Origin of the sequence: Pinibacter aurantiacus, from assembly GCF_019130065.1 — a bacterium.
Classification (GTDB): domain Bacteria; phylum Bacteroidota; class Bacteroidia; order Chitinophagales; family Chitinophagaceae; genus Pinibacter; species Pinibacter aurantiacus.
The window spans coordinates 1-26,826 of the sequence record NZ_JAHSPG010000003.1 but is presented as its reverse complement, the minus strand read 5'-3'; the positions used below and the strand labels follow the sequence as shown (position 1 = coordinate 26,826).

The following is a 26,826-nucleotide window of genomic DNA, read 5'->3' as shown; positions in this document are numbered from 1 at the left end:
CCAATCTTATGAAAACTCAGGAAAGAAAATCCGTGTAAATCAGTCTAATCTGCGTCATCTGCGTGCTTTCTTCCAGCCACCGATTTTTCCTTAAATTTATACCTCTTAAAAATAAGTATGCCTTTAATGAAATCAATGATAGTGGGGTTGGGGATTGTGGCATTCGCGGCTGTCATTTTGGGTAATTCCACAAAAACATCGGGCCCCGGGAAAGATGAAAAACCTGAGCCCATTCCTCCAAGTGCACAACGCACCGGAAATGCAGAGAAGGGTTATGCTTACTTAACAACCGGCGATTATGTGAAAGGCGGCATCCCGTACAGCTTCTTCAAAATGGCGATGGGCAAAGAGAAAAAGAATTATCTCCAGCGCGATGGCCTCAATGCAAATGTGAGTTATGATTACACGGTGGTGAAAGCGACGAACGGTGAAAACCTGGTTGCTCCAAATTGCATGCAATGCCATGCACAAGTGTTTAATGATTCTGTGTACATAGGCATGGGTAATACTTTCATTGATTTTAGCAATGGTCAAAAGCTCGATATAAGACAACTCAATACACTCGAAAAAGTACTAAAAACAACTGCTCCTAAAAAATATCGTGCGGCACTTCCATTTATAACAGTTGCCAAAGCAATTGGCCCTAAGCTCATCACAGAAGTTCGTGGAGTGAACGCAGCAGACAGGCTGGCGGCGGTTCTTGCGGCGCACCGGAATCCTGAAACTTTTGAGTGGAGCGATGAACCATTGCTTGATGTTCCCGATGAAGTGTATCCAACAGACGTTCCCGCGTGGTGGTTGCTGAAAAAGAAAAACGCCATGTTTTACACTGGTTTTGGTCGTGGCGATTTTGGAAGGTTTTTAATGGCGTCAAACCTGCTCACGGTAAATGATACATCCGAGTCAAGAGAAGTAGATGGCAAGATCAACGATGTGCTGGCTTATATTTATTCCATCCAGCCGCCAAAATATCCAGGGAATGTTGATGCAAATTTGGCTGCCAAAGGAAAGAGCCTTTTTATTGATAACTGTTCCAAATGCCACGGCACATATGGCGATGATGATGCCTATCCCAACTTGTTGATTCCGGAATCTATTATTAAAACGGATTCCATGTTGTTCAAAAGCAATTATCAAAATCCACAGTTTGTGACCTGGTTCAATAACAGTTGGTTTTCCAAAGGTGATCATCCTGCCAAGTTGCAACCGTACAACGGGTACATCGCTCCGCCGCTGGATGGCGTTTGGGCAACCGCACCTTATCTGCACAATGGTTCAGTGCCAACAATCGATGGTGTTTTAAATAGCAAGGCAAGACCCAAGTACTGGTCACGCAATTTCGATGATCCGCAATACGATTATCAAAATCTGGGTTGGCCATACAAAACGGAAACCAAAGCAGATAACACAGTAACCTACAACACAACGTTGAAAGGCTACGGCAACTACGGGCATTATTTTGGTGACAAGCTTACGGCGCAGGAAAGGAAAGCAGTGGTGGAATATTTAAAAACGCTGTAGAGAGGAATTAAGAATTAGGAATTAAGAATTAAGAATGCTTTTATGCGATGAGGTGTTATTGAATGTGGCTTGCGAAATATTTTTAAGGTGGAATTTTAAACCTTAGCGCCCTTAGTGTCTTAGTGGTAAAGATTTTGAATTTATTAATTATTAATTGTTTTTGAAAAAAACTCCCGGATACAAAATAATCAAGGCCTGGCTGGCCGAAAAAGACCGTACTCCTTTTCGTTTCCAGGAGGAAGCATGGGCGTATATTGTCGATGGTAAACATGGTTTAGTAAATGCGCCGACAGGTTTTGGTAAAACTTACTCGGTATTTCTCGGCGCATTGATTCAGTTTATCAACGATCATCCGAAAGATTACAAAACAAGAAGCAAGAATGGATTGCAGTTGATTTGGGTAACGCCACTGCGAGCCCTGGCAAAGGATATCGGCCGAGCAATGGAAGAAGTAATTGCAGAGCTCGGCATGGAATGGAAGGTGGGCGTACGAAATGGCGACACCGAAATAAGCGAACGGCAAAAGCAAAAGCGGCAAATGCCTGAAGTGCTTATCATTACGCCAGAAAGTTTGCATTTGTTGCTGGCACAAAAAGGGTACTACGATATTTTTAAATACCTGCGCATTATTGCAGTTGATGAATGGCATGAGTTGCTTGGCAGCAAACGTGGCGTGCAGGTAGAACTTGCTATTTCACGCATTGTGAATATTGGCAAATCATGGATGAAAGAAACAGCTACCTCTGTAAATGGTTATGACAAGCCAATCCAAGTGTGGGGCATCAGCGCGACGATTGGTAATCTCGATCAGGCGAGAGATGTTTTGCTATCACCCGTAAAAGAACACGGTGTTATTGTTAAGGCAGATCTGAAAAAGAAAATTGAGATCATCCCCATCATCCCGGATGAAATAGAAAAATATCCGTGGGCCGGACACCTTGGTCTAAAGCTTGTGCACAAGGTAGTACCGATTGTAAGAGAAAGTAAAACCACACTGGTATTCATCAACACAAGAGGCATGAGTGAAAGATGGTACCAGGCTTTGCTTGATGAAGCGCCGGACCTTGCAGGAGCCATCGCCTTGCATCACGGAAGCATTGAGCAGGCACTTCGACTGTGGGTGGAAGACAGCTTGCACACCGGTAGATTAAAAGTGGTGGTAAGCACAGCCAGTCTTGATTTGGGCGTTGACTTCAGGCCGGTAGATACAGTAATACAAGTAGGTTCGCCAAAAGGTGTCGCACGATTTTTACAACGTGCGGGACGGAGTGGTCACCAACCGGATGCAGTGAGTAAAATTTATTTCCTGCCAACACATTCGCTGGAACTCGTGGAAGCTGCTGCACTGAAAAGTGCTGTGAAAGAAAACCTGATTGAAAGCCGCGAACCCATGTTGTTGTGCTTTGATGTATTGATACAATACCTCTGCACATTGGCCGTGTCAGATGGTTTTTATCCTGAAGAAATTTTCAATGAAGTAAGAACAACGTTTTGCTATAGCGACATTACATACGAAGAGTGGCAGGAATTGCTATACTTTGTTACTAATGGAGGCAACGCTTTGCAGCAATATGATGAATACAAAAAGGTAGAGATCATTAATGGCTTGTACAAAATAACCAGCCGGAGAATCGCTATGCGGCACCGCCTGCACATTGGTACCATCGTAAGTGAATCCATGTTGAAAGTGCGGTTTATAAGTGGCGGCTATATTGGCGTAATAGAAGAGTGGTTCGTGTCCCGCCTGGAGCCCGGCGAAGTTTTTACACTTGCAGGAAGAAACGTGGAACTGGTGATGATCAAAGACATGACGGTGCTCGTGCGCAGATCAACTTCGAAAAAAACGATTGTCCCGAGCTGGCAGGGTGGACGTATGCCGCTCTCCGCAAACCTTGGCCGCAAGCTGCGGGAAAAGTTCGACGAGGCATTGGTTGCAAAACCCGATCGCGATATAGAGCTTGAAGTATTGCAGCCATTGTTTGAATTGCAGGAACATCTTTCACGCGTGCCACGGGCAAATGAATTGTTGATTGAGCAAATTGAGACAAAGGAAGGCTTCCATCTCTTTGTACATACTTTTGAAGGCAGGCTGGTGAATGAAGCCATGGCGGCTATTTTGGCATATAGGATCAGTAAGATTGTTCCCATCACATTTTCATTTGCCATGAACGATTACAGTTTTGAATTGCTCAGCGACCAGCCGATTCCAGTAGATGATACAAACGTTTACGAGTTGTTCACCACCGAATCTTTGCTCGATGATATCCAGCGAAGTGCTAATGCCACGGAGATGGCTAAACGAAAATTCAGAGATATTGCGGTAATTGGTGGATTGATTTTTCAGGGTTACCCGGGTGAGTATAAAAAAGCCAGGCACTTGCAGTCGTCTGCATCCTTGTTGTTCAAAGTGTTCCGCGAATACGATAAAGACAATTTGCTATTAAGGCAGGCATTCCAGGAAGTGCTGTTCCAGCAAATGGAAGAAGTGCGTTTGCGTAACATGCTGGAGCGAATTCAGTCTTCCAAAATTATATTAAGCTTTCCCGAACGTCTTACACCATTCAGCTTCCCTGTAAAAGTAGACAGCATGCGAGAAGCCTTATCATCTGAAAGTTTGGAAGACAGGGTGAAGAAGATGCAGCAACAGTTAGGTAGTTGAAAATTGAAAATTGAAAGTTGAAAGTTAAAAATGGTAGGGGCGAATCGTATTCGCCCTGAGGTTAAAATATTAAACCGCATTTTCAACTATTAATGCATATGCTTCAACTGCGTGCCATACAGAAAGATGAACAACACAGGGAATATTAAGAAGAAAAGGAAAAATGGAGAAAAGGCTCCGGCGCCTATGAATATAAACGTGGTAATAATTGGCAGTATTTCTCCGATCAGCCAAACATAATAACCTTGCTTTAGTAGCTTTCTCATTTGCATGGCTCCATAGATACAAAGGCCGGTTGCGATGAGCGCCACCAATAAAATAGGAACCCTGTTTTCCATGGATTTTCTTGATACTTCAAGCATCTCGGGGCCAGTCATTTTTTTTACAAATTCAGGTGCATTTTCAAGCTCAGGTGATCCCTGCATTTTTTCCAGCTTTTCATAACCTGATTTTGCTGTTGCAAAACTGTAAAAAGATGAAATAATGGTAATGCCACACCAGATAAAAGTAAGAATAGTCAATACGTTTAAGGTGCTGGGTAATTTTTTAGGTTCTTCGATACCGGAAAGGTGATCGTTCGTAGAGGCGAAATCGTTCATAAAAGTGGCTTTGATGATTGTTTAATAGAGTTTAAATGTAGCAAAAGCAGTTGAATACTTCATAATTGAGAACACTTTTTTGATCTGCTGATTTCAAGCCCGTGCTTTATTTGAAAATATGAGGATTTGAAAATTTGAAAATTCTTCTGTGCAACTTTTCATTTTTCAAAAGAACTCTCCAAATATTCGGGGACAAATAACAAATTCGAAAGGGCGCGCCTAAAGCATTTGAAAATTTTCAAATCCTCAAATTTTCAAATTCAATAAATTTGTTGTTATGCAGGCGCCGATTAAATACACATTGAGGGAGCAAACACTTTGGTTATCATCACAAAGAGTCATTTATTGGGAGGAAGCAAAAGCACTTTTACTTTCGGATCTTCATTTCGGTAAGACCGGTCACTTCAGAAAAGAAGGGATTGCAGTTCCCCAAAACATGTATAAAGAAGATTTACAGCGATTATTTCAACTCATTCAATTTTTTAAACCTGAGCAACTCATCATTGTGGGCGACATGTTTCACAGCAGCGCCAATAAAGAGATGGATTTCTTTCGTCGCTGGCGAAGCGATTTCGATAGCCTGCACATACAATTGGTAAAGGGTAACCATGACATTCTAAAAGATGATTTGTACCGTCAAATGGGCATTTCCGTTTGCGATTCAGATATTACCACCTGCACTGCCGATGATGATGGCGCTTTCTTATTCACACATGACATAGCCGCTGTTGATTTTGAAGCTGTTGACAAATACGTGTTCAGTGGTCACATTCATCCTGGTGTACGCATTAATGGATTGGGCAAGCAGTCGCTGGCATTTCCCTGTTTTTATTTTGGCGAACAATTCGCTGTGCTGCCCGCATTCAGCAAGTTCACCGGTTTCGCAAGAATTGATATTTACAAGGAAGATGATGTTTTTGCGCTGGTAAATGATTCAGTGATTCGGGTAAATTAGGAATTAAGAATTAGGAATTAGGAATTAGGAATTAGGAATTAGGAATTAAGAATTAAGAATTAGGAATTAGGAATTAAGAATTCTTTCTGTGTGTTATTGTTTAATGAATCTTCCATTTAAAATGTTGAGCATTAAAACGCCTTTACCTGTCAAATTGAATGTGTCAGCAGGGCAATTCTTAATTCCTAATTCCTAATTCTTAATTGTTCCTCGATAAATCTCTGCTACTCACCGATTTTTTTCTCTCAATTACGTTACAATTCGTAAGTTTAGCCACAATCCAAAACAACCATGTTTAAAAGATTACTTGCAATTATGGCAATCAGTGCATTTACCCTGACTAACGTATCTGCTCAAACGAAAGACGAGAAAGCAGTTGCAGACGCCGTGGAGACTTTGCGCAAAGCAATGGTCAGCGCAGACAAAGCAACACTCGAAAGCATCACGCTCGATCAGTTGACATATGGACATTCAAGTGGTAAACTCGAAGACAAGAAGACATTCGTGGAAAACATAACAAATGGGAATTCGCATTTCCTCGATATCACTTTAACTGATCAAACGATTACCGTTGTAAAAGAAACGGCTATTGTAAGGCACAAGCTGTCAGCCAACACAGATGACAAAGGAAAAGGACCAAGAAAGGTTGAACTATATATTTTATTGGTGTGGCAAAAAAATGGTGGAAAATGGAAATTGCTCGCGAGACAGGCAGTTAAAGTAAATTCATAAATGATTTGAAAATTTGAAAATATGGGAATTTGAAAATGCTTAGGTGTAGTATTTGGGATTAATTATTTGCTCTCTTTTTTTTGGAGAGTTCATTTAAAAAATGAGGAGTTGCACCAAATGAATTTTCAAATTTTCAAATCCTCAAATTTTCAAATAAAGCACAATCTTGAAGTTCAAGATCAGGAAAACATTGTGCACTATAATTGACTAATTATCGGGAATGACAGCTTCAGAAGACCGGGAAATATTGGAGCTCTTAAAACAAGGAGAAGCAGCTGGATTCAAGGCTTTGTTTGATAAGTATTACAAACAGCTTTGTATGCAGGCATGTCTTCTTTTGCCCGATGAAGCCGATGCCGAAGATCTTGTGCAGGATATATTTGTAAAATTCTGGCATGAACGCAAGTTCGACGCAATCAACGAATCCCTCGGTTCCTACCTCGGCGTTTCCATTCGTAACGCAGCACTCAACATTTTAAAGTTCAAAAGCAGGTATAACGAAAAAGAAAAAGGGTATGTCGACCTGCTGAGCTCGTCTTTTCAGGTAAATCATATGGAATTGGCGGAAGTAACCGATGCCGTTAACAATGCTTTGAAAGAGTTGCCCGAGCAGTGCCGCCAGATTTTTGAAGTGGTGTATGTCGATGGGAAAAAATACCAGGAGGCTGCCGATATTTTTGACGTATCCATCAACACGGTAAAAACGCAATTAAAGAGGGCTTTTACTAAACTTAGAACAAGTCTGAAAAATTATAACTCGTTTGTTGGGATGTTGTCACCCATTTTTATTTATTTGTTGTCTAACAAATAAGTGAGAATGTTTGAAATTTATTAAACACAACAGATAATTGTTTGTTATTATAGATAAATAATTGAAAAATAGTTTCATATTGACAGAATCTGCTGCCATACCGCCCATTGAACAGTTAATTATTGACAAATTAACTAACCAGATCTCGGAAGAAGATAACCAGAGATTGGATGAGTTATTGGTAACAGATAGCCATGTCCAGGAGTTATGGCAACAAATGCTGCAGGTGCACAGTCTAAAGAAACTGGTTTCATTTAACAGAACTTACAATGCAGAAAGCAGCTGGCAGGCTCTGCAGGATAAACTTGCAGCTTCGGATGCCACGGGTACAATGCTACAGGCAGTTGCACCGGCTCCGGTAGTAAAAATGTCTGGCCGCAAGTGGCTGAGATACGCGGCGGCGGCAGTAGTGGGCGGCATTGTGGTAACCGCAGGTGTTATGTTTTTTCAAAACCGCCATAATGCGGCCGGCGATTTGAAACTTCAGCTGGCAAACGGAAAATCTATTTCCGTAGAGCAAAATGAGAACCTGAAAGACGTATTTGCGACCGCAGGAAATGTTGACGCCAATGGCATCAACACCTTATCTGTTCCCAAAACAAGATCCTATAAACTGCAATTGACAGACGGAACGCAGGTATGGATGAATGCTGCAACCGATCTGAATTTCCCATATCAATTCAACGGCTCTTCGCGAGAAGTGACTGTAAAAGGAGAGGCCTATTTTAAAGTGGCGCAAAATGCAGGCGCTCCGTTTGTTGTGAAGGTAAATGGCGTAAAAATCAGTGTGCTCGGAACAGAGTTCAACGTTAAAGCATACCCGGGCGAGCCAATGCAAATATCGCTTGTGAATGGAAAAGTGAGCGTAGAAAGCGACAACGACAAACAACTCCTGCAGCCAGGTGAAGCCGTAGATCTTCAATCTGATAAAAAACTGTCAAAGGCTAATTTTGACGAAACCATGGTGCTGGGCTGGATGCACGGCATTTACTATTTCAAAAATGAAGAGCTGGGAAACATCGTTCCGGCTATAGAAAGATGGTTCGACGTTCAGGTAAAACTTGATAATCCTTCACTCGCAAAGATTCATATCACCGGTGCATTGGAGAAACAAAAATCCATCACCGACTTCCTCGACATGCTTTCAAAAACCACCAGTATTAGTTATGTGATGACTGGTGGAGAAATTTCACTACGCAAATAGATCGGAACGCCCGCCTGAATGGCTTTAGTCGGGCAGGCAGATTTTCAATTAAGAATTAAGAATTAGGAATTAAGAATTCGTTCAATCGATCTTTCCACAATATTTTTCAACCGGTTTGAACGTTGAGATATTTGGCTAGGTGGGAAGATAGATGATTGTTTGGCCGCTTCACATAAAGCATTCTTAATTCCTAATTCTTAATTGTCTTTTTTATAACGCTAACGTATATTCGAAAACTAATTTTTCACTATATTAGAATGTCTTTTCCGCCTTATCCTCCAGTTTTTTTTGTTTTTCGCTTATCATGTAGGGTTATTGTGGTTTTTGGGTAAAATGAAACAAAGCATTTTATAGATTAAGATATTTTGTATGTGATAAAATGAGTGTTAACACCTACGTATTTTTTCGCATAACTCACAAATATTTGCAAAGGTTTGTCACCCATTTTTTTTGAATGGGTGTCTTACTCTTATAATTTAATAAAAACTTAATTGCTTATGAGATTTTTCGGAGCTGGCCGTTCCGTGTGGCGCAACGTCATGTGGCTATGGCTTTTGGTTACGGTAGCAGCGGTACTTCAAACTATTCCGCTTGCCTCTCTTGCTTCTGCACACAAGAGATCAAATCAAGAAATTAAAGTTACACTTCACGTAAAACAGGGAAGTTTTAGTGATGTGTTTTCTGAGATCAGAAAACAAACAGGTTTAGTATTCTTCTACAGCAATGAAGTTTTTAACGACAAAGAAAAAGTTGATGCAAACTTCAACAACACTGCCCTTGACAAAGTGTTGGAAACCCTTTTAAATGGAAAATCTCTCTCTTACAAGATCGCTAACAATTACATAGTGATTTCGAAAGCTATCAGCAAAAAAGCAGAAAGTCTTTTAAAGTCCGCGGCCAGCTATAACGCCCCTGATAGTGTGCCGGCAGTTAAACTAAGGGGTAAAGTAACGGGCCAGGAAGATGGAGCGATCCTCAACCAGGTATCTGTTGAAAACCTTGATACGAAAAGAGGTGTATTCACCAACGCACAAGGTGAATACGCTATTGACGTGCACAACGGCGATAGCATCCGCTTTTCCTATGTAGGTAAAGCTGCGAAAACAATCGTGTTTAAAGGACAGTCCTTTTTAGCGATTACATTATCAAACGAAGGAGATAAGGCATTGTCTGAAGTAATCGTAACAGGTTTCCAGAATATCGATAAAAAGAAATTCAGTGGAGCTTCTGTAAGATTGAAAGCTGATGAAATTAAAACAGATGGTGTAACAGACGTGAGCCGTATGCTGGAAGGCCGTGCTGCAGGGGTTTCTGTACAAAACGTATCAGGAACATTTGGTAGTGCGCCTAAAGTGCGTGTACGTGGTGCTACTTCTATCATGGGTGATAACAAACCTTTGTGGGTAGTTGACGGTGTCGTACTGGAAGATCTTGTAAACATTTCAAACGATCAGTTGTCAAGTGGTGACCCTGCAACATTGTTGGGTTCTGCAGTAGCTGGTTTGAACGCGAACGATATCGAAAGCTTCGACATTCTTAAAGATGCGGCTGCGACTGCGTTGTACGGTGCAAGAGCGATGAACGGTGTTATCGTTATTACCACTAAAAAAGGTAAGGTTGGTAAACCTGTTGTGAGTTACACAGGTAACTTCACTACGCAGTTGAAACCTAGTTACAACAACTACAACATCATGAACTCTGCGGAGCAAATGTCTGTCTATGGTGAGTTGGAAAGAAAGGGATATATGAATTCGTCTATCCTTGATGGCTCTGACTACGGCGTTTATGGAAAAATGTATCAGTTGATGGACAGTATGGATGTTAGCGGTAACTTCCTTTTGAAAAATACACCGCAAGCAAAAAACGCATACCTGAAAAGATATGCAACTGCAAACACAGATTGGTTTGATCTGATGTTCCGTAATAACCTGATGCAGGAGCACTCATTGAGTATTTCTTCAGGTACTGATAAATCGCAGACTTATTTCTCTACGAGTTTTTATAGCGACAATGGTTGGACAATTGCTGATAACGTAAAACGTTACACATTGAACTTCCGTAACAACTACAAATTGTCTGACAAAATTTCAACCGGTTTCTCTACACTTGCTTCTGTAAGACAACAGAGAGCTCCGGGGTCTTTGAGCAGACAATCAAATGCAGTTGAAGGTAAGTATGATCGTGATTTCGACATCAACCCATTTAGCTATGCTTTGAACACAAGCCGTGCGATGACTGCTTATGATAGCACAGGCAACCTGGAATATTTCACAAGAAACTTTGCACCGTTCAATATCCTGGATGAGGTGAAGAATAACTATATCGACATTAACGTGTTGGATATCCGTTTGCAGGGAGATCTTACTTATAAGATCAACAGAAACTTTAAGTACGAGTTTGTAGGTGCATTGCGTTATGTGAAATCTACACAAGAGCACAACATCACTGAAAACTCAAACATGGCAAATGCTTACCGTGCTGCAAACACAGCGACTATCCGCCAGGCGAACAAATTCCTTTACAGGGACCCGGATAATCCTGAAGCAGAGCCAATTGTAGTATTGCCTTATGGTGGTTTCTACAACCGTGCGGAGAACGATTTGATCAACTACGACATCAGAAACAGTTTGACTTTCAATAAAACATTTGCAGAAAAGCACAATGTGAACCTTTTGGTGGGTAACCAGATCAAATCTGCGGACAGACAAGACTTTTCTAACACAGGTTATGGTTATCAGTACAACAATGGTGGAATTCCTTTCATCGACTACAAGATTCTGAAACAAAACATTGAAAGCAATTTCCCTTATTATGGAATGAGCAAAAGCTATGACCGTTTCGTAGCGTTCTACGCAAATGCTCAGTATACTTATAATAACAAGTACAACATCTTTGGTACTGCACGTTATGATGGTTCAAACAGACTGGGCGAAACAAGTGCAGCCCGCTGGTTGCCAACATGGAGTGCCGGTGGTTCATGGAATATCGAAAGCGAAGATTTCATGCAGGATTTTGATTGGTTAGATTACCTGAAACTAAGAGGTAGCTACGGTCTTACTGCGAGTATGGGACCTGCAACAAGTGCAAGCGTTATTTACAAAAACCAGATCACAAACAGGCCATATTCAGACGAAACTGAAAACTCGATTTCGTTACAAAGCTTGAAAAACATGGATCTTACCTGGGAGAAGAACTATACTGGTAACATCGGCTTGGATGGAGGCTTTTTGAAAAACAGAGCTGTCTTCAGCTTAGATGTTTATCAAAGAAAAAGTTTTGACCTGATCAGTATAATGAAAACTTCCGGTATTGGTGGTGAGGCTTACAAGTACGCTAACTACGGAGATTTGGAATCTCATGGTGTTGAGGCAATGGTAGGTGGTGACATCATCAGAGCTAAGGACTGGAAATGGAGAGCGAATTTCACTTTCGGTTACAACACAACAAAGATCACCAATGCTAAAAACGAACCTACCATCTTTGACCTTGTAAAAGCTGAAGGTGGAAACAAAGAAGGTTATGCAGTAAGCAGCTTGTTCTCTATTGACTTCAAAAAATTGGTACACGATAACGGCGTGCCTTTGTTCACCAACGAAACAGGCCAGGAAAGCCCTGCGGTTTGGCTACAGGATCAAAACACACAGTATCTGGTTTACCAGGGTCCGGTTGATCCTAAATACACTGGTGGTTTGAACAACACATTCACTTACAAATCCTTTGCATTGAACGTGTTCCTTACTTACCAGTTTGGCAACAAGATCAGGTTGTATCCTGCGTTCCAGTCTTCTTACTCAGACTTGTCTGCAACTCCTAAAGAGTTGAACGACCGTTGGGTATTGCCTGGTGACGAAGCAAAAACAAATGTTATGTCTATCATGGATATGTGGACAAATTACATCTTGTCAGGTGCTTATCCTGCAAACAACTATAATTATTCAACTGAGCGTGTTGCAAAAGGAGATTTGATCCGTTTGAAATCAGTATCGCTGATTTACAATCTTGCTCCGCAAACACTTAAAAAGATTGGTTTAGGTAGCGCATCGTTTTCTTTAACAGGTAACAACCTTTGGTTGATCTACTCTGATAAAAAACTGAAAGGCCAGGACCCTGAGTTCTTCAACGCCGGTGGTGTTGCACAGCCGATTCAAAAACAAGTTACTCTTTCATTAAAAGTTGGTATTTAAAAAAACGGACAATGAGAAAATTATCAATATATGCGATAGCCGGTGTGCTGATGGTGGCTGCAGGATGTAGCAAATTCCTGGGCAAAGCTCCCGACAACCGTACTACGCTTGATACACCTGAAAAGGTTTCACAATTGTTGGCTACTGCATATCCGCAGGCTAACTACATGGCATTTACAGAATCCATTTCTGATAACGTTACAGATAAAGGCGCAGGTGGTACAGATCACACTACCATGGATCCTTACTTCTTTAAAGATGTTCAGGACAACCAGCAGGATTCTCCTGAGTATTACTGGAATGCTTGTTACTCTGCCATCGCTGCTGCTAACCACGCATACGCAGCTTGTGTAGAAGCAACAGAACCTCAAAAATATATTCACCAAAAAGGTGAAGCATTGGTTGCACGTGCTTACGCGCATTTCATGTTAACAACAATATTTGCGAAAAGATATGATGCGAAAGGAACCAATACCTCACCAGGAGTTCCTTACGTTACCGAACCAGAGGAAGTGGTGGTAAAACAATATGACAGAAAAACAGTGGCATATGATTATGAAATGATTGAGAAAGATTTGCAGGAAGGGATGCCATTGCTGGATGACAACGCTTACGCTATTCCAAAATATCACTTTACAAAAGCTGCTGCGCATGCGTTTGCTGCAAGATTTTACCTGTACAAACAGCAGTATGATAGTGTGATCAAACACGCTACCGCAGTATTTGGTACAGCTGGTTTTGCAAACAATCTGCGTCCATGGAACACTGACTATTTGCAACTTAACTACAATGAGCTTTTCGCGAGATATGCAAAATCGACAGAGAATGCAAACATTCTGCTTGTGGAAACCGCTTCATGGTGGGCAAGAAGTTTTGTAAGCTCACGCTACGGATTCAGTGCGGCAGCTAAGGATGATGTTTTCCGTACGCCTGTAACGAGTGGTACCTGGTCATTTACAAACCAATTGTATTCATCAGGCGAGGAGAACTTTATGGTTCCAAAGATTAACGAGTACTTCGTACGTACTTCAGTGAATGCGAATACTGGTTACGGTTATGTAATGGTTCCGATATTTACGGCGGAAGAAGCATTGTTCAACAGAGCTGAAGCTTATATTCTGAAAAATGATATCACATCTGCCGACAATGATCTTAATCTGTACATGAGCAAAAGGATCAATAACTATTCTCCTGCTTCGCATTCAATTACAGCTAACAAAATAAGAAACTACTATGGCACTACTAATTTGCAGGCTGGTTACCTGGCTGCATTGATGGATTTCAAACGTGCCGAGTTTGTGCAGGAAGGTATGAGATGGTTTGACCTTGCGAGATACAACGTACCTGTCGTACATGCAGGCTTTGATAATACAAGCAATACTAATAAAGTCGATACCTTAAAAGCTGACGACAACAGAAGAATGTTCCAAATTCCACAAGCAACATCTATTTCAGGATTGGAACCTAATCCTCGTTAAACCTAAACTTAAGAAAACTTAATAAGCATATTATTATGAAACTATTAAAATATAGCCTGTTCTTTTTGCTGGCGGCGGTTTCAATAACTTCCTGCACAAGAAAAGAGACTTTGCCAGATCCGGATACAATTACTGGTTTGGGCGGTGATACATGGGTTAACGGCCCGATTGACAACTGGATACTTCAAAACTATGTTGATCCTTTCAACATATCTGTGAAGTATAAATGGGACCAATCTGAATTGGCATTGAACAAACAACTGGTTCCACCAAAAGAGGAAAAAGTAATTCCTCTGATGCAATCAATCAAATCAGTTTGGATCGATAACTACGTAGCAGAAGCGGGTACGATGTTTTTCAAAAAATACAGCCCTAAATTTTTTGTACTTGTAGGTAGTGCGCAATACAACACAAATGGTACGATCACACTTGGCCAGGCAGAAGGCGGCCGCCGTATCGAATTGTTTGTAGTGAACGATTTCAATATTAAAGGAATGCCGGGTTACAAAAAAGCAGACACTGCAACCGTTAAAATGCAGATCCACACCATTGAGCACGAGTTTGGTCACATTTTGCACCAAACGATCATGTATCCTCTGGAGTTTAAAAAGATCACTGTAGGATTGTATACTGCAAACTGGAACAACCTTTCGGATGAGTATGCACACTCAGAAGGATTTGTAACATCTTATGCAATGTCAGGTACCGACGATGACTGGGTAGAAACAATTTCCATATTGCTGATTGAGGGTAAAGACGGTTTCGACAGATTGGTAAACAGCATCCAGGGTACAAACAGTAACGGAACTACCGCTGCTACAGCTCAGGCTAGATTGAGACAAAAAGAAGCAATGGTTGTAAACTATTACAAAGACGTTTGGGGAATTGATTTCTATAGCTTACAAAAGAGAACAAGAGCGTCTCTGGAAGCACTTCTTTACTAAAAGCATTTAAATAATTGAATCAATCAATAACAATGAAAAGATTTTTTTTATACCTCTTTGTGGCAATGGCAGCGCTTTCTTCCTGCCAGAAAGAAGAGAAATCTGTATTCGATCAAACCCCGGATGAAAGGATCAATGCGGCTTTGGCGAAATACCAGGCTGATGTCCTTAGCTCTCCAAACGGTTGGAAAGCGTTGTACCGCACCGGTACCGGTCAGGCCTTTAATTTCTATTTTACTTTCAACAATCAAAACCGTGTGGTGATGTATTCAGATTTTGATACCGCTACTACACATCCACGTGAAAGCAGCTATCGCATTAAAGCGTTGCAGCAACCATGCTTGATCTTCGATACTTACTCTTATTTGCACATGCTGGCAGATCCTAATCCGTACGTAAACGGAGGTGATGCAGGAGCAGGTTTGGTAGCGGATTTTGAATTTGCAATTGATACCGTTAAGGGAGATACGATCAAACTGAAAGGAAGACAAAACGGAACAGAGCTTGATCTTGTTAAAGCCACACAGCATGAAGCTGATCTATGGACAAAAGGTGATTGGACAAGAGCGTTGGGTTTACAACACATCACTGATTTTCTTACTTACTTTAAGAGAACAACAATAGGTGGTGTAGATGTGGATGTTGAGTTTTACCACTATAGCAGACAAATCGTGTTCTTCACTTACAATTCCTCTGGTATAAGAACTCCGGTTACAGCTTCGTTTGTTTACCGACCTGAAAATCCTAATGGTGCAGTGTTTACAAATCCGGTAAAAATTGGTACTGCTACTATTTCTTCATTAACCGACATGACCTGGGCCAACGGTAAAGTGAATACAAAAGTTAATGGCACTACAAATATTGCCATTGGTGAAGCGATCGCTCCGGTAGTCGTTAATAAAAACGGTGCGACCAGCTGGTGGTTGTACAAAATACAGCAAGGCTATTGGGTGAATCTTGGCTTCCATCAAAATGGTGTAGATGATGCGTTCGGCGTACAATCTATTCCAGGGTTCTACTACATGGCTTATTTACCTGCATATGATACTGCTACTAAAACAACATACTGGGATTGGATGGCATATGCTGCAGTAAAAGACAATATCCTGACTATTCCTAACAGCAGCAGTTTCGTGCCAACATTCATCACTGATGGCAGAGCTATTTTCAATACTTACAAACCTGATTCGGCTAATGCCCCGTTGTATGTTACACTAACAACAGCAGCTTTTACAGACCCTCAGGGTTACTACTTTTTACAAGTAGGCCCAACCACTATCGATATGGTAGGCGTGAGAGATGCGAAGACGTGGTTGCGGTGGTATTGGGTTGAGTGATGAAATAACTGAATAACTGAATAACTGAGTAACTGAATAACTGAGTAACTGAATAACTGAGTAACTGAATAACTGAGTAACTGAATCGTCGAATAGTTGAATAGCTTAATAATAGAGACATCTCGAACATGAGACACTCAGTTATTCAGTTATTCAGTTACTCAGTTATTAATGAAAGACCGCTAACTTATCCACGTAAGTATTTGAGAACCCCACAACGACCCGACAAATGCTTACTTCCTATCTGATTATCTACGTACCACGAACAACACCATTTGAACTTTACCCGATGAGAAAACATAAGCAGCAGTTTGCTGCATAAACGATTGGCTTGTGTTGTATCTGCAAATTGCCAATTCAGGCCTCGCTTTGATCTTTGACTAATAGAATTCCGACCTTAAAAATATCCGCAACTTGCTTTGATAAAGGCTTGCCGGATATAAAAATATTTTCCAGTAAACATTGAACAAAAAAATAGTTCATGAGGCCGCGGGGGAGGGGCTTAGATGCATATGCCTGTTACCGTCCAATAGCAGGTGCAGAAAAGATTTTGCAAACCATTTGAAGTCCTCCCCAAACCCGCGGCTAGAGTGGAGAATTGAGAGTTGAGAGTTGTTATGCCTATAGGTTAGTTCATGACTGAAGCCTAACAACTCTCCACTCTCAATTCTCAACTCTCAATTAAAATCGTTTTCTCATGGTGACTAATTCAAGGGATTGTTTCTACAATGGCCTTGCCTTGTTTTTGAAGAAAAATGTTTCAGGTTGTCACCCAAAATGATAAAAAAAGTGTCTGCAGAAAGGAAGGAAAAGGTTTATACACAATTAAACCTCGTTTAACCGTTATGACACGAACAAAATATACAGCTGACTGTTTATCGCTATAAGCGATCAAAGCAAATAGCCAGCTAATAAGAATGTTTCATTCATGTGTTTTTTAGAAGCTGTTGTCAATAAACTGGCTTAAACGTTTTCTTAAGCATTAAGTTTAGACCCAAGGGATTGTTTCTACAATGTCCTTGTTTAATAAAATATACAGTGCAAGTAATTGGGGTAAGGGATGTTGATTTTAGTCAAACGGAGATGCCAGTTATGATTGCAAAATGGTTTTGGCGCTCGCCGTTTTTTGGACTGCGAATCGACGGGAAAGATTTTTAAACGCTGAAGTTTTCTTTTATTAATTTAAAGGAATGCTGCTCGTTTCATATGGTAATTAAGCACATGTTTTTTCTAGTGGTTAATACCTGTTTTTAGGCCAAATGTTGGCTACACAAAAAATGTTTGTTTAAATTTAAATTCTAATACAAAATCAACTTTTATTAACATTTCAAAATTATCATTATGAGAAAGATTATGTTTTTGGCCCTGGTTGTGGCTGCCTCTGTTTTTGCTGTGTCATGTCAGAAAGGTGACGCTGGTCCTGCTGGTGCAACAGGTGCTGCTGGTCCTGCCGGCCCTGCTGGTCCTGCCGGTCCTGCTGGTGCTGCCGGTACAGCTAATGTGTATTATTCAAAATGGTTTAATGCAACTGGCGTTACAAAAATAGACTCAGCTAAAAATTCCGACGGTGTTACTTATACCTATTTGTATGGTTTTAGTATAACCGAAAGTTTAATAACTGACGATATTCTTAACAAAGGAATGGTTAAGGTGTACCTGAATGTAGGTACTACGGCTACGCCAACTGTAATAGAAGCTGAGAGCTATGGCTTCACAGTAGGAGTTAGAAAAGGCGCTATCGTTTTAAATTATATTGATACGTCTTTCCCTGCATATCAATTCCGTTATGTAATTATTCCTGGCGGTACCGCTGCAAGCAACAGTGTTGACTGGAAAAACTATGCAAAAGTGCAAGAGTTCCTGAACATTCAGAACTAAGAATAGACTGTAGTCTCAATAATATCAAAAGGGGAAGCTTTCACAGCTTCCCTTTTTTGTTTTATGCTAGTAAGCTTTGCAGCCGGGGCCGACATACTACGATACTTGATAGTAAAAACTGAAAACGCCATTGGTGTTAATACCCCTTTTTTGCTCGTGCTATTACTTCGATTTGATGAAAATATAGTGATCGTTGAAAAGAAGCTTCCCGCTTTAGCATTGAAAACCATCGCTGTTATTGCTTTCTGTTAGTTTGGGTAATGCGAAACTGCCAGCAGATCCTTTTTTACAGGCATTGCCAGCAGGTAGATATTTAGCTAATTTGGCCGAAGATTGAAAATCAACCTGGTTAAAATCCAAATCGTACCACTATGAAAAGTTATTCATTTTTCGGGCTTTTATTAGCCTTCTCATTATTTGTTTACTCTTGCCAGAAAGGCGATGCCGGTCCGGCCGGGCCTGCTGGTCCCACTGGCGCAACCGGTGGAACAGGTGCTAATGGCAAAGACGGTAAAGATGGTTCCACAGGCGCCAAAGGTGATACCGGCGCTGCCAATGTTATTTATTCCGCATGGCTCGACGTAGGCTTCCAGCCAACCACCGTGGAAGATCCTAACGACCCCTCGCTACTCGATACTACCGGGTATTTCGCGCAAATTTCAGCACCCAAACTCAGTTCAGATATTTTAAACATGGGTGAGATAAAAGTTTACATGAACGAGTACAACCCTGACACAGAAATCACCACTGTATATCCACTTCCTTTTTATGATGATTCAGTAAAGGCCAGTCTGTCATTTTATGAACAAACCATTACTGTAAAGGCAAACAAAGACTTTAGCACTATTAGTTTTTCGCCCGATCCGAACAAGTCCTACCAGTTCAGGTATGTACTGATTCCCGGAGGCGTTAAGGACCAAAGCGCGAGCAAAATAGACTGGAACGATTATGCGCAGGTGAAAAGTTATCTGGGAATTAAGAATTAAAAATTAAGAATTTGAAGATTTGAAAATTTGAAAATGCTTCCGGTTAGCCATTCGTCAGTCATAGGTTTTAGTCTTTTGTCGCAGCCAATAATTATAACGACTAACGCACTAAATGCATTTTCAAATTTTCAAATCTTCAAATTTTTAATAGTGCTCTACTCCACCTTCTTCAAGCTGCCGCTTCCATGCATATTGCTGCTTACTTGCGGAGCATTGCCTTTGTAGCTTACATCGCCGCTGCCGTTTACAGTAACATCCAGTTTCACACTTGCAAACAAATTAGCGTTACCGCTGCCGGAAATTTCCACTTTCGCTTCTTCAGCTTTCAGGTCAAATGCGTTGATGTTACCGCTGCCCCTCACATTACCGTTGAATGTTTTCGTTTGTCCGTTCAGGTCAGCATTGCCGCTTCCGGTAACTTCGGAATGTACTTCAGGAGCATCAACAGTCGCTTTAATATCTGCGCTGCCGCTAACAGACAATTCTATTTTAGAAGAATCATAGATTGTATTTTGACTCGTAATATTGCCGCTTCCATAAGAACGGATGGCTGAAAAAGTAGGTGCAGTTACATATACTTTCAGGCTTTTTGTTGGGCGGAGCCAAAAGCCTTTCTTGGTGTCAATTTCCAGTTTGCCATTGTTGACATTCGTTTCAATGTATGGAAGCAAGTTATCTTCTGCCTCAATTTTCACCGAATAAGTACTTCCGGTAGACACATACACATCAAAAGAGCCTTTTTGCTCAACCTGTGTAAAAGAAGAAACTGTTTTTTCAGAAGTGGTTACATTGCCGTTTCCGGGTACTCGCTTGCCTCCCATGAAATTGCAGGAAGAAGCTACAATAAGAACAGCTAAGAACAGGAATGCTAAGTGTTTCATTATGTTGTGTTTATTATAAAAATTGAATCGAAGATATGACGACGTTCGGACTTTTAAGGTTACAAGAGAAATTTGGGAATTTGAAAATTTGAAGATTTGAAAATGACCGAGCTACGTTTGCGAGGTATATTACATTCACGTTTCACCATTCCCGGTTCACGTTCTAAATTTCTAATCTCGTTTTTCAAATCTTTTTTACCTTCGCGTCACAATGACGGAAAAAATATTAATTCTCGATTTTGGCTCCCAATATACACAATTAATAGCCAGGGCCGTACGTGAGGCCAATGTTTACTGCGAAATTATTCCCTACCACAAAAAGTTTGAAGTTGATGCCTCTCTTAAGGGCATAATCCTTTCAGGATCACCTTTTTCTGTAAATGAAGAAAAGGCTCCCGTGGTAGACATCGCAGACTTTATAACAAAAGTACCTGTACTAGGCGTTTGCTATGGTGCACAGTTAACTGCCAAGGTTTTTGGCGGTCGTGTTGAAAAAAGCAACAAGCGCGAATACGGTCGCGCCATGATGCAAAAACACATCAATGATGTGCTGCTGCACAACGTAAGCGACATGAGCCAGGTATGGATGAGCCACAGTGATTCCATTAAAGAATTACCGGAAGGTTTTGAAGTATTGGCAACTACAGCCAGCATTCCTGTGGCGGCTTTCCGCAGAATAAACAATAACAACGATACACATTCACTATACGGTTTGCAATTTCACCCTGAGGTGTACCACTCTGCCGAAGGCAAAAAGATACTGCAAAACTTCCTCGTAAATGTTTGCGGTTGCTCACAAGACTGGACGCCGGCACACTTTGTAACCGATACTGTTGAGCAATTGAAAAAACAGATTGGTAGCAGAAAAGTGATCATGGCGCTAAGCGGTGGGGTAGATTCTACTGTAGCAGCAACGCTTATTCACAAGGCAATTGGCAGCAACCTTTTCGGAATTTTTGTTGACAACGGCGTGCTTCGCAAAAATGAATTTCAACAAGTACTTGATACTTATAATAAAATAGGCTTGAACGTAAAAGGCGTTGATGCAAAACAACGTTTTTACGATGAGTTCAAAGGCAAAACGGATCCTGAAGCAAAACGCAAAGTGATCGGTAAATTGTTCATCGACGTTTTCCAGGAAGAAGCGCACAAACTGGAAGGCATTGAAATGCTTGGTCAAGGCACCATTTATCCGGATGTTATTGAAAGTATTTCTGTACATGGGCCTTCAGTTACCATCAAATCTCACCACAATGTAGGCGGCCTTCCGGAAAAAATGCACATGCAGCTGGTAGAGCCATTGCGTTTCTTGTTCAAAGATGAAGTAAGACGTGTGGGTAAAGAATTGGGTATTCCAGACGAAATGTTGGGACGCCATCCTTTCCCTGGCCCGGGTTTAGCCATCCGTATTTTGGGAGAAGTGACCGAAGAAAAAGTTCAACTTTTGCAAGATGCAGATCACGTTTATATAAATGGTTTGAGAGAACATAATTTGTATAACAGCATTTGGCAGGCAGGCGCTATTTTGCTTCCGGTAAAAAGCGTAGGTGTAATGGGCGACGAAAGAACTTACGAATACACTTTGGCACTAAGAGCCGTAACGTCAGTAGACGGTATGACTGCAGACTGGGCGCACCTGCCTTATGATTTTCTGGCACACATTTCGAATGAAATTATCAATAACGTAAGGGGTATAAACAGGGTAGTATACGATATCAGTAGTAAACCACCGGCAACTATTGAGTGGGAATAAGACTATTTCTCGCCCCTCTCCCTCGGGAGAGGGGTTGGGGGTGAGGTAAAATTTTCGTTTATTCGCGTGAGTTGTTAATAGAAAGAGTACTGGTAACAATGTGCCATACGACCGTTATTAACAACTCACGTTTTTATTTATAATTATTTCCAATGAAAAAACTTCTTATTGTTTTTGTTCTCTTATGTTCGTTTGGAAAAAATGCATTTTGTTTTACACCATCCGATACCACGAAACGAAGCACCGTCGCTATCTTTTTGCCCCTCTATTTGGACTCGGCATTTGATGCTACTAACAATTACCGCTACGGAAAACAGTTTCCCAAATTCCTCAATCCCGGTTTGGAATTTTACGAAGGCGTTCAACTGGCCATCGATTCCATGAGGAAGCTAAACCTTGCTCTGGACGTGCAGGTATATGACACCCGCTCCAATAAATCAATTTTTGAAATAACACAACTTCCGGAGTTTGATAATGTGGATCTCATTATTGGCCACACATCAAGCACAGAAATGAAAATGCTGGCGGAAATAGCGCTGCGCAAAAAGATCCCTTTTGTCAATCCTAACTTCCCCAACGACGGTAACATTACCAATAATCCATATTTTGTTTTATTGAACTCAACATTGCGTACGCACTGCTTCGGTATTTATAAATTTTTGCAGAAAAATTACGGCACATCTCCTGTAATCGTTTTTCGCCAAAAAGGAGAACAGGAAGATCGCTTAAAAGGATATTTCGATGAAATAGCAGCCAACACCGCTTCGGTAAAATTGAAATTGAAATATGTAAACCTTGAAGCGGGCTTTACAGCAGATGACTTAGTCCCTTTCCTTGACAGCACAAGACAATCGGTTTGTGTTGCCGGTAGCCTGGATGAAGACTTTGCCGCAAATCTTTGTACGCAATTGTCTGCACTTTCAAAAACATATCCGCTGCAGGTAATGGGCATGCCCACCTGGGATGGAATGAAGGATCTGGAAAAATACAGCCTTGATATTTTTTATTCCACTCCGTTCTACAATGCCAAAGTAGATGCCGTTAGCACAAGCATCAACAACTATTTTAAAACTAATTTTTACTCGAGGCCAAGTGACATGGTTTTCCGCGGTTATGAAACGTTCATGCATTTCGGTCTCTTGTTAAATACTTACGGAAAGAATATCGACTCTAATATCGGCGACAAAAAGTTCAAAGTATTCACCGACTTCGACATTCAACCGACCATTCTCAACATGCAAACACAGCAGCTCGAGTACTTCGAAAACCACAAGCTGTATTTTGTGAAAAAGACGGCCGGCGTAGTGAAAGCTGTGTACTAATTTGAAAATTTGAGGATTTGAAAATTTGAAAATGGAAGGTGTAACATCTTCCATTTTTTTGTTACATAATGTATTGAAAAGTGGGATAATGCTATGTGAATCAAGCTGCGGCTTCAAAAATCTTGAAATGGTAATATAATGGGGAAAAATAAGCCGTCAGCAACGCAATTTTCAAATTTTCAAATCCTCAAATTTTCAAATTTTCTCTCTAAATTGCTCGCTTAAACTAATTTAATTACGAAGCTAAATTTTTGAGTTATGATTAAGCTACAAGTTATCGGAAACCTCGGTAAGGATTGTGTTACCAACACTGTAAACGGAAAAAGTGTAATGAACTTCAATGTTGCACACACTGAAAAATTCCGTGATGCACAAGGTAATCAGCAAGAAAAAACCATTTGGGTAGATTGCGCTTACTGGAGCGATAGAACAGCCGTAGCACCTTATCTGAAAAAAGGCACACAGGTTTATGTAGAAGGTACTCCTGAAGTGCGTACTTATCCAAAAAACGATGGTAGCACCGGCGCGTCACTTACATTACGCGTACAAAGTGTACAACTATTGGGTCAAAAAGCTGCGGGTCCTGGCGACTATAGTTCTCCGGCAGCTGGCAACACCTATAGTGGTAACAGCGGCGGTGGTTATAGCCAACCACAAAGCGGACCAGCGGTTTCAGAACCTGTTGACGACTTGCCATTCTAAGAAAATCTTTTTTCTTTTCTCAGCGCAGATATGCAGCTTAGCCAATTAGAGCCGCGTGTCTGCGTTTTTTTTGACGGTTATCCCAGCCGGCATTGCGCGTGGCGTATCTGCGTCAACGCTTTTCCCCGCCTTTTCCCCACCTCCATTTTTCAATTGTGCCATTTTCCAATTAAGAGGTAATTTGCAGGCATGCAACAATACCTTCAGCTTCTTCAGCATATAATGGACAATGGTGCTTCTAAAACCGACAGAACCGGTACGGGTACCGCCAGTTGTTTTGGATACCAGATGCGCTTCGATTTGTCGGAGGGCTTTCCTTTGGTAACCACTAAGAAATTGCATTTAAAAAGCATCATTTATGAGCTGCTTTGGTTCCTGAGAGGAGAAACCAACATCGCATATCTAAAAGAACATGGCGTAAGCATTTGGAACGAATGGGCCGATGCAAATGGAGAGCTTGGTCCGGTGTACGGCAAACAATGGCGCAGCTGGGAAGGCGCCGATGGCAAAACGATCGACCAGATCAGCGATGTTGTAAAACAGATAAAAAACAATCCCGATAGCCGCCGCATGATAGTGAGCGCTTGGAACGTAGCAGAACTTCCCGAAATGGCACTAATGCCATGCCACTCGTTGTTCCAGTTTTACGTAGCCAACGGCAAATTAAGCTGCCAGTTGTATCAACGTAGCGCAGACGTATTTTTAGGTGTGCCTTTTAACATTGCCTCGTATGCATTGCTAACAATGATGATGGCGCAGGTTTGCGGACTGGAGGCAGGCGATTTCGTACACACTTTTGGCGATGTTCATTTATACAGTAATCACATTGAGCAAGCCAAACTGCAACTAACAAGAACACCGTTTCCATTGCCAACAATGAAACTCAATCCGGAAGTAAAAGACATCTTCGATTTTAAGTTTGAAGATTTTACATTGGAAAATTATCAGAGCCATCCGGCGATTAAGGCGCCTGTTGCGGTTTAGAGAGCAATTAATAATTAATAATTAAGAATTAATAGGGGTATCGCGAAGGCGTTTAAATTAAGAATTAGGAATTAAGAATTAAGAATGCATTTTGTGTGACGTTGGAACACATGATTGACATACTTTGAGTGCATCAAATCTCAAAATCGTAAATCATAACAAATCATGACAATCATGAAAATCAGCCTGCCCGACTAAAGTCATTCAGGTGGGCGTTCCATTCTCTCCATTATCAAATTTTCAAATTCCCAAATTTTCAAATTAATTACATGATCATTTCTTTTGTCGTAGCAGCTTCAGAGAACAATGCAATAGGTAAGAACAATGAATTGCTTTGGCGATTGCCAAATGATACAAAGTTTTTTAAGAACATAACATGGGCGATGCCGTGCATAATGGGTCGTAAAACTTTTGAATCCCTTGGCAAAGCGCTTAACGGAAGGAAAAACATTGTGATCACGCGCCAGGACGACTGGAAAGCAGATGACGCCATTGTTGTCAGGAATATACAGGATGCGTTGAAAGCTGCTGAAGGAACCGATTCAAAAGAAGTATTTGTAATTGGCGGCGCACAGATATACAAAGAAATGTTGCCGATGGCAAACAAGATTTATATCACCCGCGTTCACGCATCTTTCAACGATGCTGATGCGTTCTTTCCAGAGATCAATACCAGCGAATGGAAATTGACGTCGAACCAGGATTTTCCCATTGATGATAAACATGCGTATGAGTATAGTTTTCAGGTGTGGGAGAGACGATAATTAATAATTAATAATTAAGAATTAATCGGTGTAGCATTAGTTATATAATGTGGTGTAGTTGAAGGGGTAAGACATATAACTCTCAACTTTCAACTTTCAACTTTCAACTCTCAACTCTCAACTTTCTCATGTATAGTAAATTCAAACTGGCTCAAAAATATCTCGGGTATTACGTTACAGCGCTTAATGGAAAGGGGCATGGCATTCATTCTCCTTTTGTTTTTGATTTTGTGATAAACGTGCTCAATGACAAACGGCAGTATTATTCTTTTGAAAAGATCGAGGCTTTAAGAACAAAATTGTTAAACGATCATAATGTAATCGAAGTAGAAGATTTTGGAGCAGGATCAGTAAAGGATAACAAGAAACAACGCAGCATTGGTAATATTGCAAAGCTTGCCGCTAAGTCTGCAAAGCTGGGGCAATTGTTGTTTCGCATAGTTAATTATTATCAGCCGCAAAACATAGTAGAGTTGGGCACTTCGCTGGGTATGTCAACATCTTATCTTGCCAGCGGCAATGCAAAATCTTCTGTTCTTACCATGGAAGGCGCGGCGGCAGTAGCGCAGAAAGCAAAGGAGAATTTTCGCTTGCTGGGTTTTCAAAATGTGCAGGTTGTAACGGGCAACTTCGATGAAACCCTTTCATCTACTTTAGCAACACTACAAAAAGTTGATCTTGCATTTATCGACGGCAATCATCGCAAAAAACCAACACTCGATTACTTTAATGCATTTTTGCAAAAAGTAAACGATCACTCCATTTTAATCTTCGACGACATCCACTGGAGCCAGGAAATGGAAGAAGCCTGGGAAGAAATCAAAAAACACGAAGCAGTTCAATACACCATCGATCTATTCTTCATCGGATTGGTATTCTTCAGAAAAGACTTTAAGAAGAAGCAAGATTTTGTAATTCGATTTTAGAGAAGGCACACAGATGACGCAGATTGAGCAGATTTGCACTGATTTTTTTAGCTACGCAAGCATACTTTTTAACCGCAAAGAGCGCGAAGTATGCGCAAAGAAAACAAAGATTGCATAAGCCGTAACCCTTCGTTTTCTTTGCGCCACCTTTGTGTATTCTAAGACTCATAAACTGCCAAAAAATGTTTTTAGGCGGCTTGTAAATA

Annotated in this window: 20 protein-coding genes; 18 read left to right on the top strand and 2 right to left on the bottom strand. The window is 41.0% G+C overall.

What is annotated here, in order from left to right; all coding sequences use genetic code 11:
* The first annotated feature begins 126 nt into the window (after positions 1 to 126).
* Together KTO63_RS05945 and KTO63_RS05940 are read left to right on the top strand one after the other, a co-directional pair.
* Positions 127 to 1,521, top strand: coding sequence for a c-type cytochrome (locus tag KTO63_RS05945; RefSeq protein ID WP_217790332.1), 1,395 nt, complete (start codon positions 127 to 129; stop codon positions 1,519 to 1,521).
* 160 nt (positions 1,522 to 1,681) lie between these two features.
* Positions 1,682 to 4,180: a ligase-associated DNA damage response DEXH box helicase gene (locus tag KTO63_RS05940; RefSeq protein WP_232373052.1), complete on the top strand. Its 2,499-nt coding sequence runs from the start codon at positions 1,682 to 1,684 to the stop codon at positions 4,178 to 4,180.
* Positions 4,181 to 4,269: 89 nt separating this feature from the next.
* Here KTO63_RS05940 and KTO63_RS05935 read toward each other — a convergent pair whose 3' ends face one another.
* Positions 4,270 to 4,779, bottom strand: a complete 510-nt coding sequence (locus KTO63_RS05935) for a hypothetical protein (protein WP_217790330.1) — start codon at positions 4,777 to 4,779, stop codon at positions 4,270 to 4,272.
* 277 nt (positions 4,780 to 5,056) lie between these two features.
* On the opposite strand from KTO63_RS05935, the gene pdeM reads away from it, so the two are divergent.
* The 10 genes from pdeM (at position 5,057) to KTO63_RS05885 (ending at position 19,288) form a co-directional block, all read left to right on the top strand.
* A complete protein-coding gene (gene pdeM / locus KTO63_RS05930) occupies positions 5,057 to 5,734 on the top strand; it encodes a ligase-associated DNA damage response endonuclease PdeM (RefSeq protein WP_217790329.1) in 678 nt (225 codons plus the stop codon).
* A gap of 291 nt (positions 5,735 to 6,025) precedes the next feature.
* Positions 6,026 to 6,466, top strand: a complete 441-nt coding sequence (locus tag KTO63_RS05925) for a nuclear transport factor 2 family protein (protein ID WP_217790328.1) — start codon at positions 6,026 to 6,028, stop codon at positions 6,464 to 6,466.
* Between the two features lie 220 nt (positions 6,467 to 6,686).
* A complete protein-coding gene (locus KTO63_RS05920; RefSeq protein WP_217790327.1) occupies positions 6,687 to 7,277 on the top strand; it encodes an RNA polymerase sigma factor in 591 nt (196 codons plus the stop codon).
* 79 nt (positions 7,278 to 7,356) lie between these two features.
* A complete protein-coding gene (locus tag KTO63_RS05915; protein WP_217790326.1) occupies positions 7,357 to 8,481 on the top strand; it encodes a FecR domain-containing protein in 1,125 nt (374 codons plus the stop codon).
* A gap of 497 nt (positions 8,482 to 8,978) precedes the next feature.
* Complete coding sequence (locus KTO63_RS05910) at positions 8,979 to 12,665, top strand: SusC/RagA family TonB-linked outer membrane protein (RefSeq protein WP_232373051.1); 3,687 nt, start codon at positions 8,979 to 8,981, stop codon at positions 12,663 to 12,665.
* 11 nt (positions 12,666 to 12,676) lie between these two features.
* Positions 12,677 to 14,143 (top strand): RagB/SusD family nutrient uptake outer membrane protein, encoded by a 1,467-nt coding sequence (locus tag KTO63_RS05905; protein WP_217790325.1) that lies wholly within the window; start codon positions 12,677 to 12,679, stop codon positions 14,141 to 14,143.
* 35 nt (positions 14,144 to 14,178) lie between these two features.
* A complete protein-coding gene (locus KTO63_RS05900) occupies positions 14,179 to 15,087 on the top strand; it encodes a zinc-binding metallopeptidase (RefSeq protein ID WP_217790324.1) in 909 nt (302 codons plus the stop codon).
* A gap of 32 nt (positions 15,088 to 15,119) precedes the next feature.
* A complete protein-coding gene (locus KTO63_RS05895; protein WP_217790323.1) occupies positions 15,120 to 16,424 on the top strand; it encodes a DUF4302 domain-containing protein in 1,305 nt (434 codons plus the stop codon).
* Between the two features lie 1,341 nt (positions 16,425 to 17,765).
* Positions 17,766 to 18,302 (top strand): hypothetical protein, encoded by a 537-nt coding sequence (locus KTO63_RS05890; protein ID WP_217790322.1) that lies wholly within the window; start codon positions 17,766 to 17,768, stop codon positions 18,300 to 18,302.
* Positions 18,303 to 18,673: 371 nt separating this feature from the next.
* Positions 18,674 to 19,288 (top strand): hypothetical protein, encoded by a 615-nt coding sequence (locus KTO63_RS05885; protein ID WP_217790321.1) that lies wholly within the window; start codon positions 18,674 to 18,676, stop codon positions 19,286 to 19,288.
* Positions 19,289 to 19,443: 155 nt separating this feature from the next.
* On the opposite strand, the gene KTO63_RS05880 is transcribed toward KTO63_RS05885, so the two are convergent.
* On the bottom strand, positions 19,444 to 20,169 hold the full coding sequence (locus KTO63_RS05880) for a head GIN domain-containing protein (RefSeq protein ID WP_217790320.1): 726 nt from the start codon (positions 20,167 to 20,169) through the stop codon (positions 19,444 to 19,446).
* Between the two features lie 211 nt (positions 20,170 to 20,380).
* On the opposite strand from KTO63_RS05880, the gene guaA reads away from it, so the two are divergent.
* From guaA to KTO63_RS05850, 6 genes are all read left to right on the top strand, one after another.
* Complete coding sequence (guaA, locus tag KTO63_RS05875; protein ID WP_217790319.1) at positions 20,381 to 21,922, top strand: glutamine-hydrolyzing GMP synthase; 1,542 nt, start codon at positions 20,381 to 20,383, stop codon at positions 21,920 to 21,922.
* A 152-nt stretch (positions 21,923 to 22,074) separates the two neighbouring features.
* Positions 22,075 to 23,244 (top strand): ABC transporter substrate-binding protein, encoded by a 1,170-nt coding sequence (locus KTO63_RS05870; RefSeq protein WP_217790318.1) that lies wholly within the window; start codon positions 22,075 to 22,077, stop codon positions 23,242 to 23,244.
* 258 nt (positions 23,245 to 23,502) lie between these two features.
* Complete coding sequence (locus KTO63_RS05865) at positions 23,503 to 23,946, top strand: single-stranded DNA-binding protein (protein ID WP_217790317.1); 444 nt, start codon at positions 23,503 to 23,505, stop codon at positions 23,944 to 23,946.
* A gap of 189 nt (positions 23,947 to 24,135) precedes the next feature.
* Entirely contained in the window at positions 24,136 to 24,930 is a 795-nt protein-coding gene (locus tag KTO63_RS05860; protein ID WP_217790316.1) for a thymidylate synthase, read from the top strand.
* A gap of 269 nt (positions 24,931 to 25,199) precedes the next feature.
* Positions 25,200 to 25,694, top strand: a complete 495-nt coding sequence (locus KTO63_RS05855) for a dihydrofolate reductase (protein WP_217790315.1) — start codon at positions 25,200 to 25,202, stop codon at positions 25,692 to 25,694.
* Positions 25,695 to 25,822: 128 nt separating this feature from the next.
* Complete coding sequence (locus KTO63_RS05850) at positions 25,823 to 26,620, top strand: O-methyltransferase (protein WP_217790314.1); 798 nt, start codon at positions 25,823 to 25,825, stop codon at positions 26,618 to 26,620.
* Positions 26,621 to 26,826: the final 206 nt, after the last annotated feature.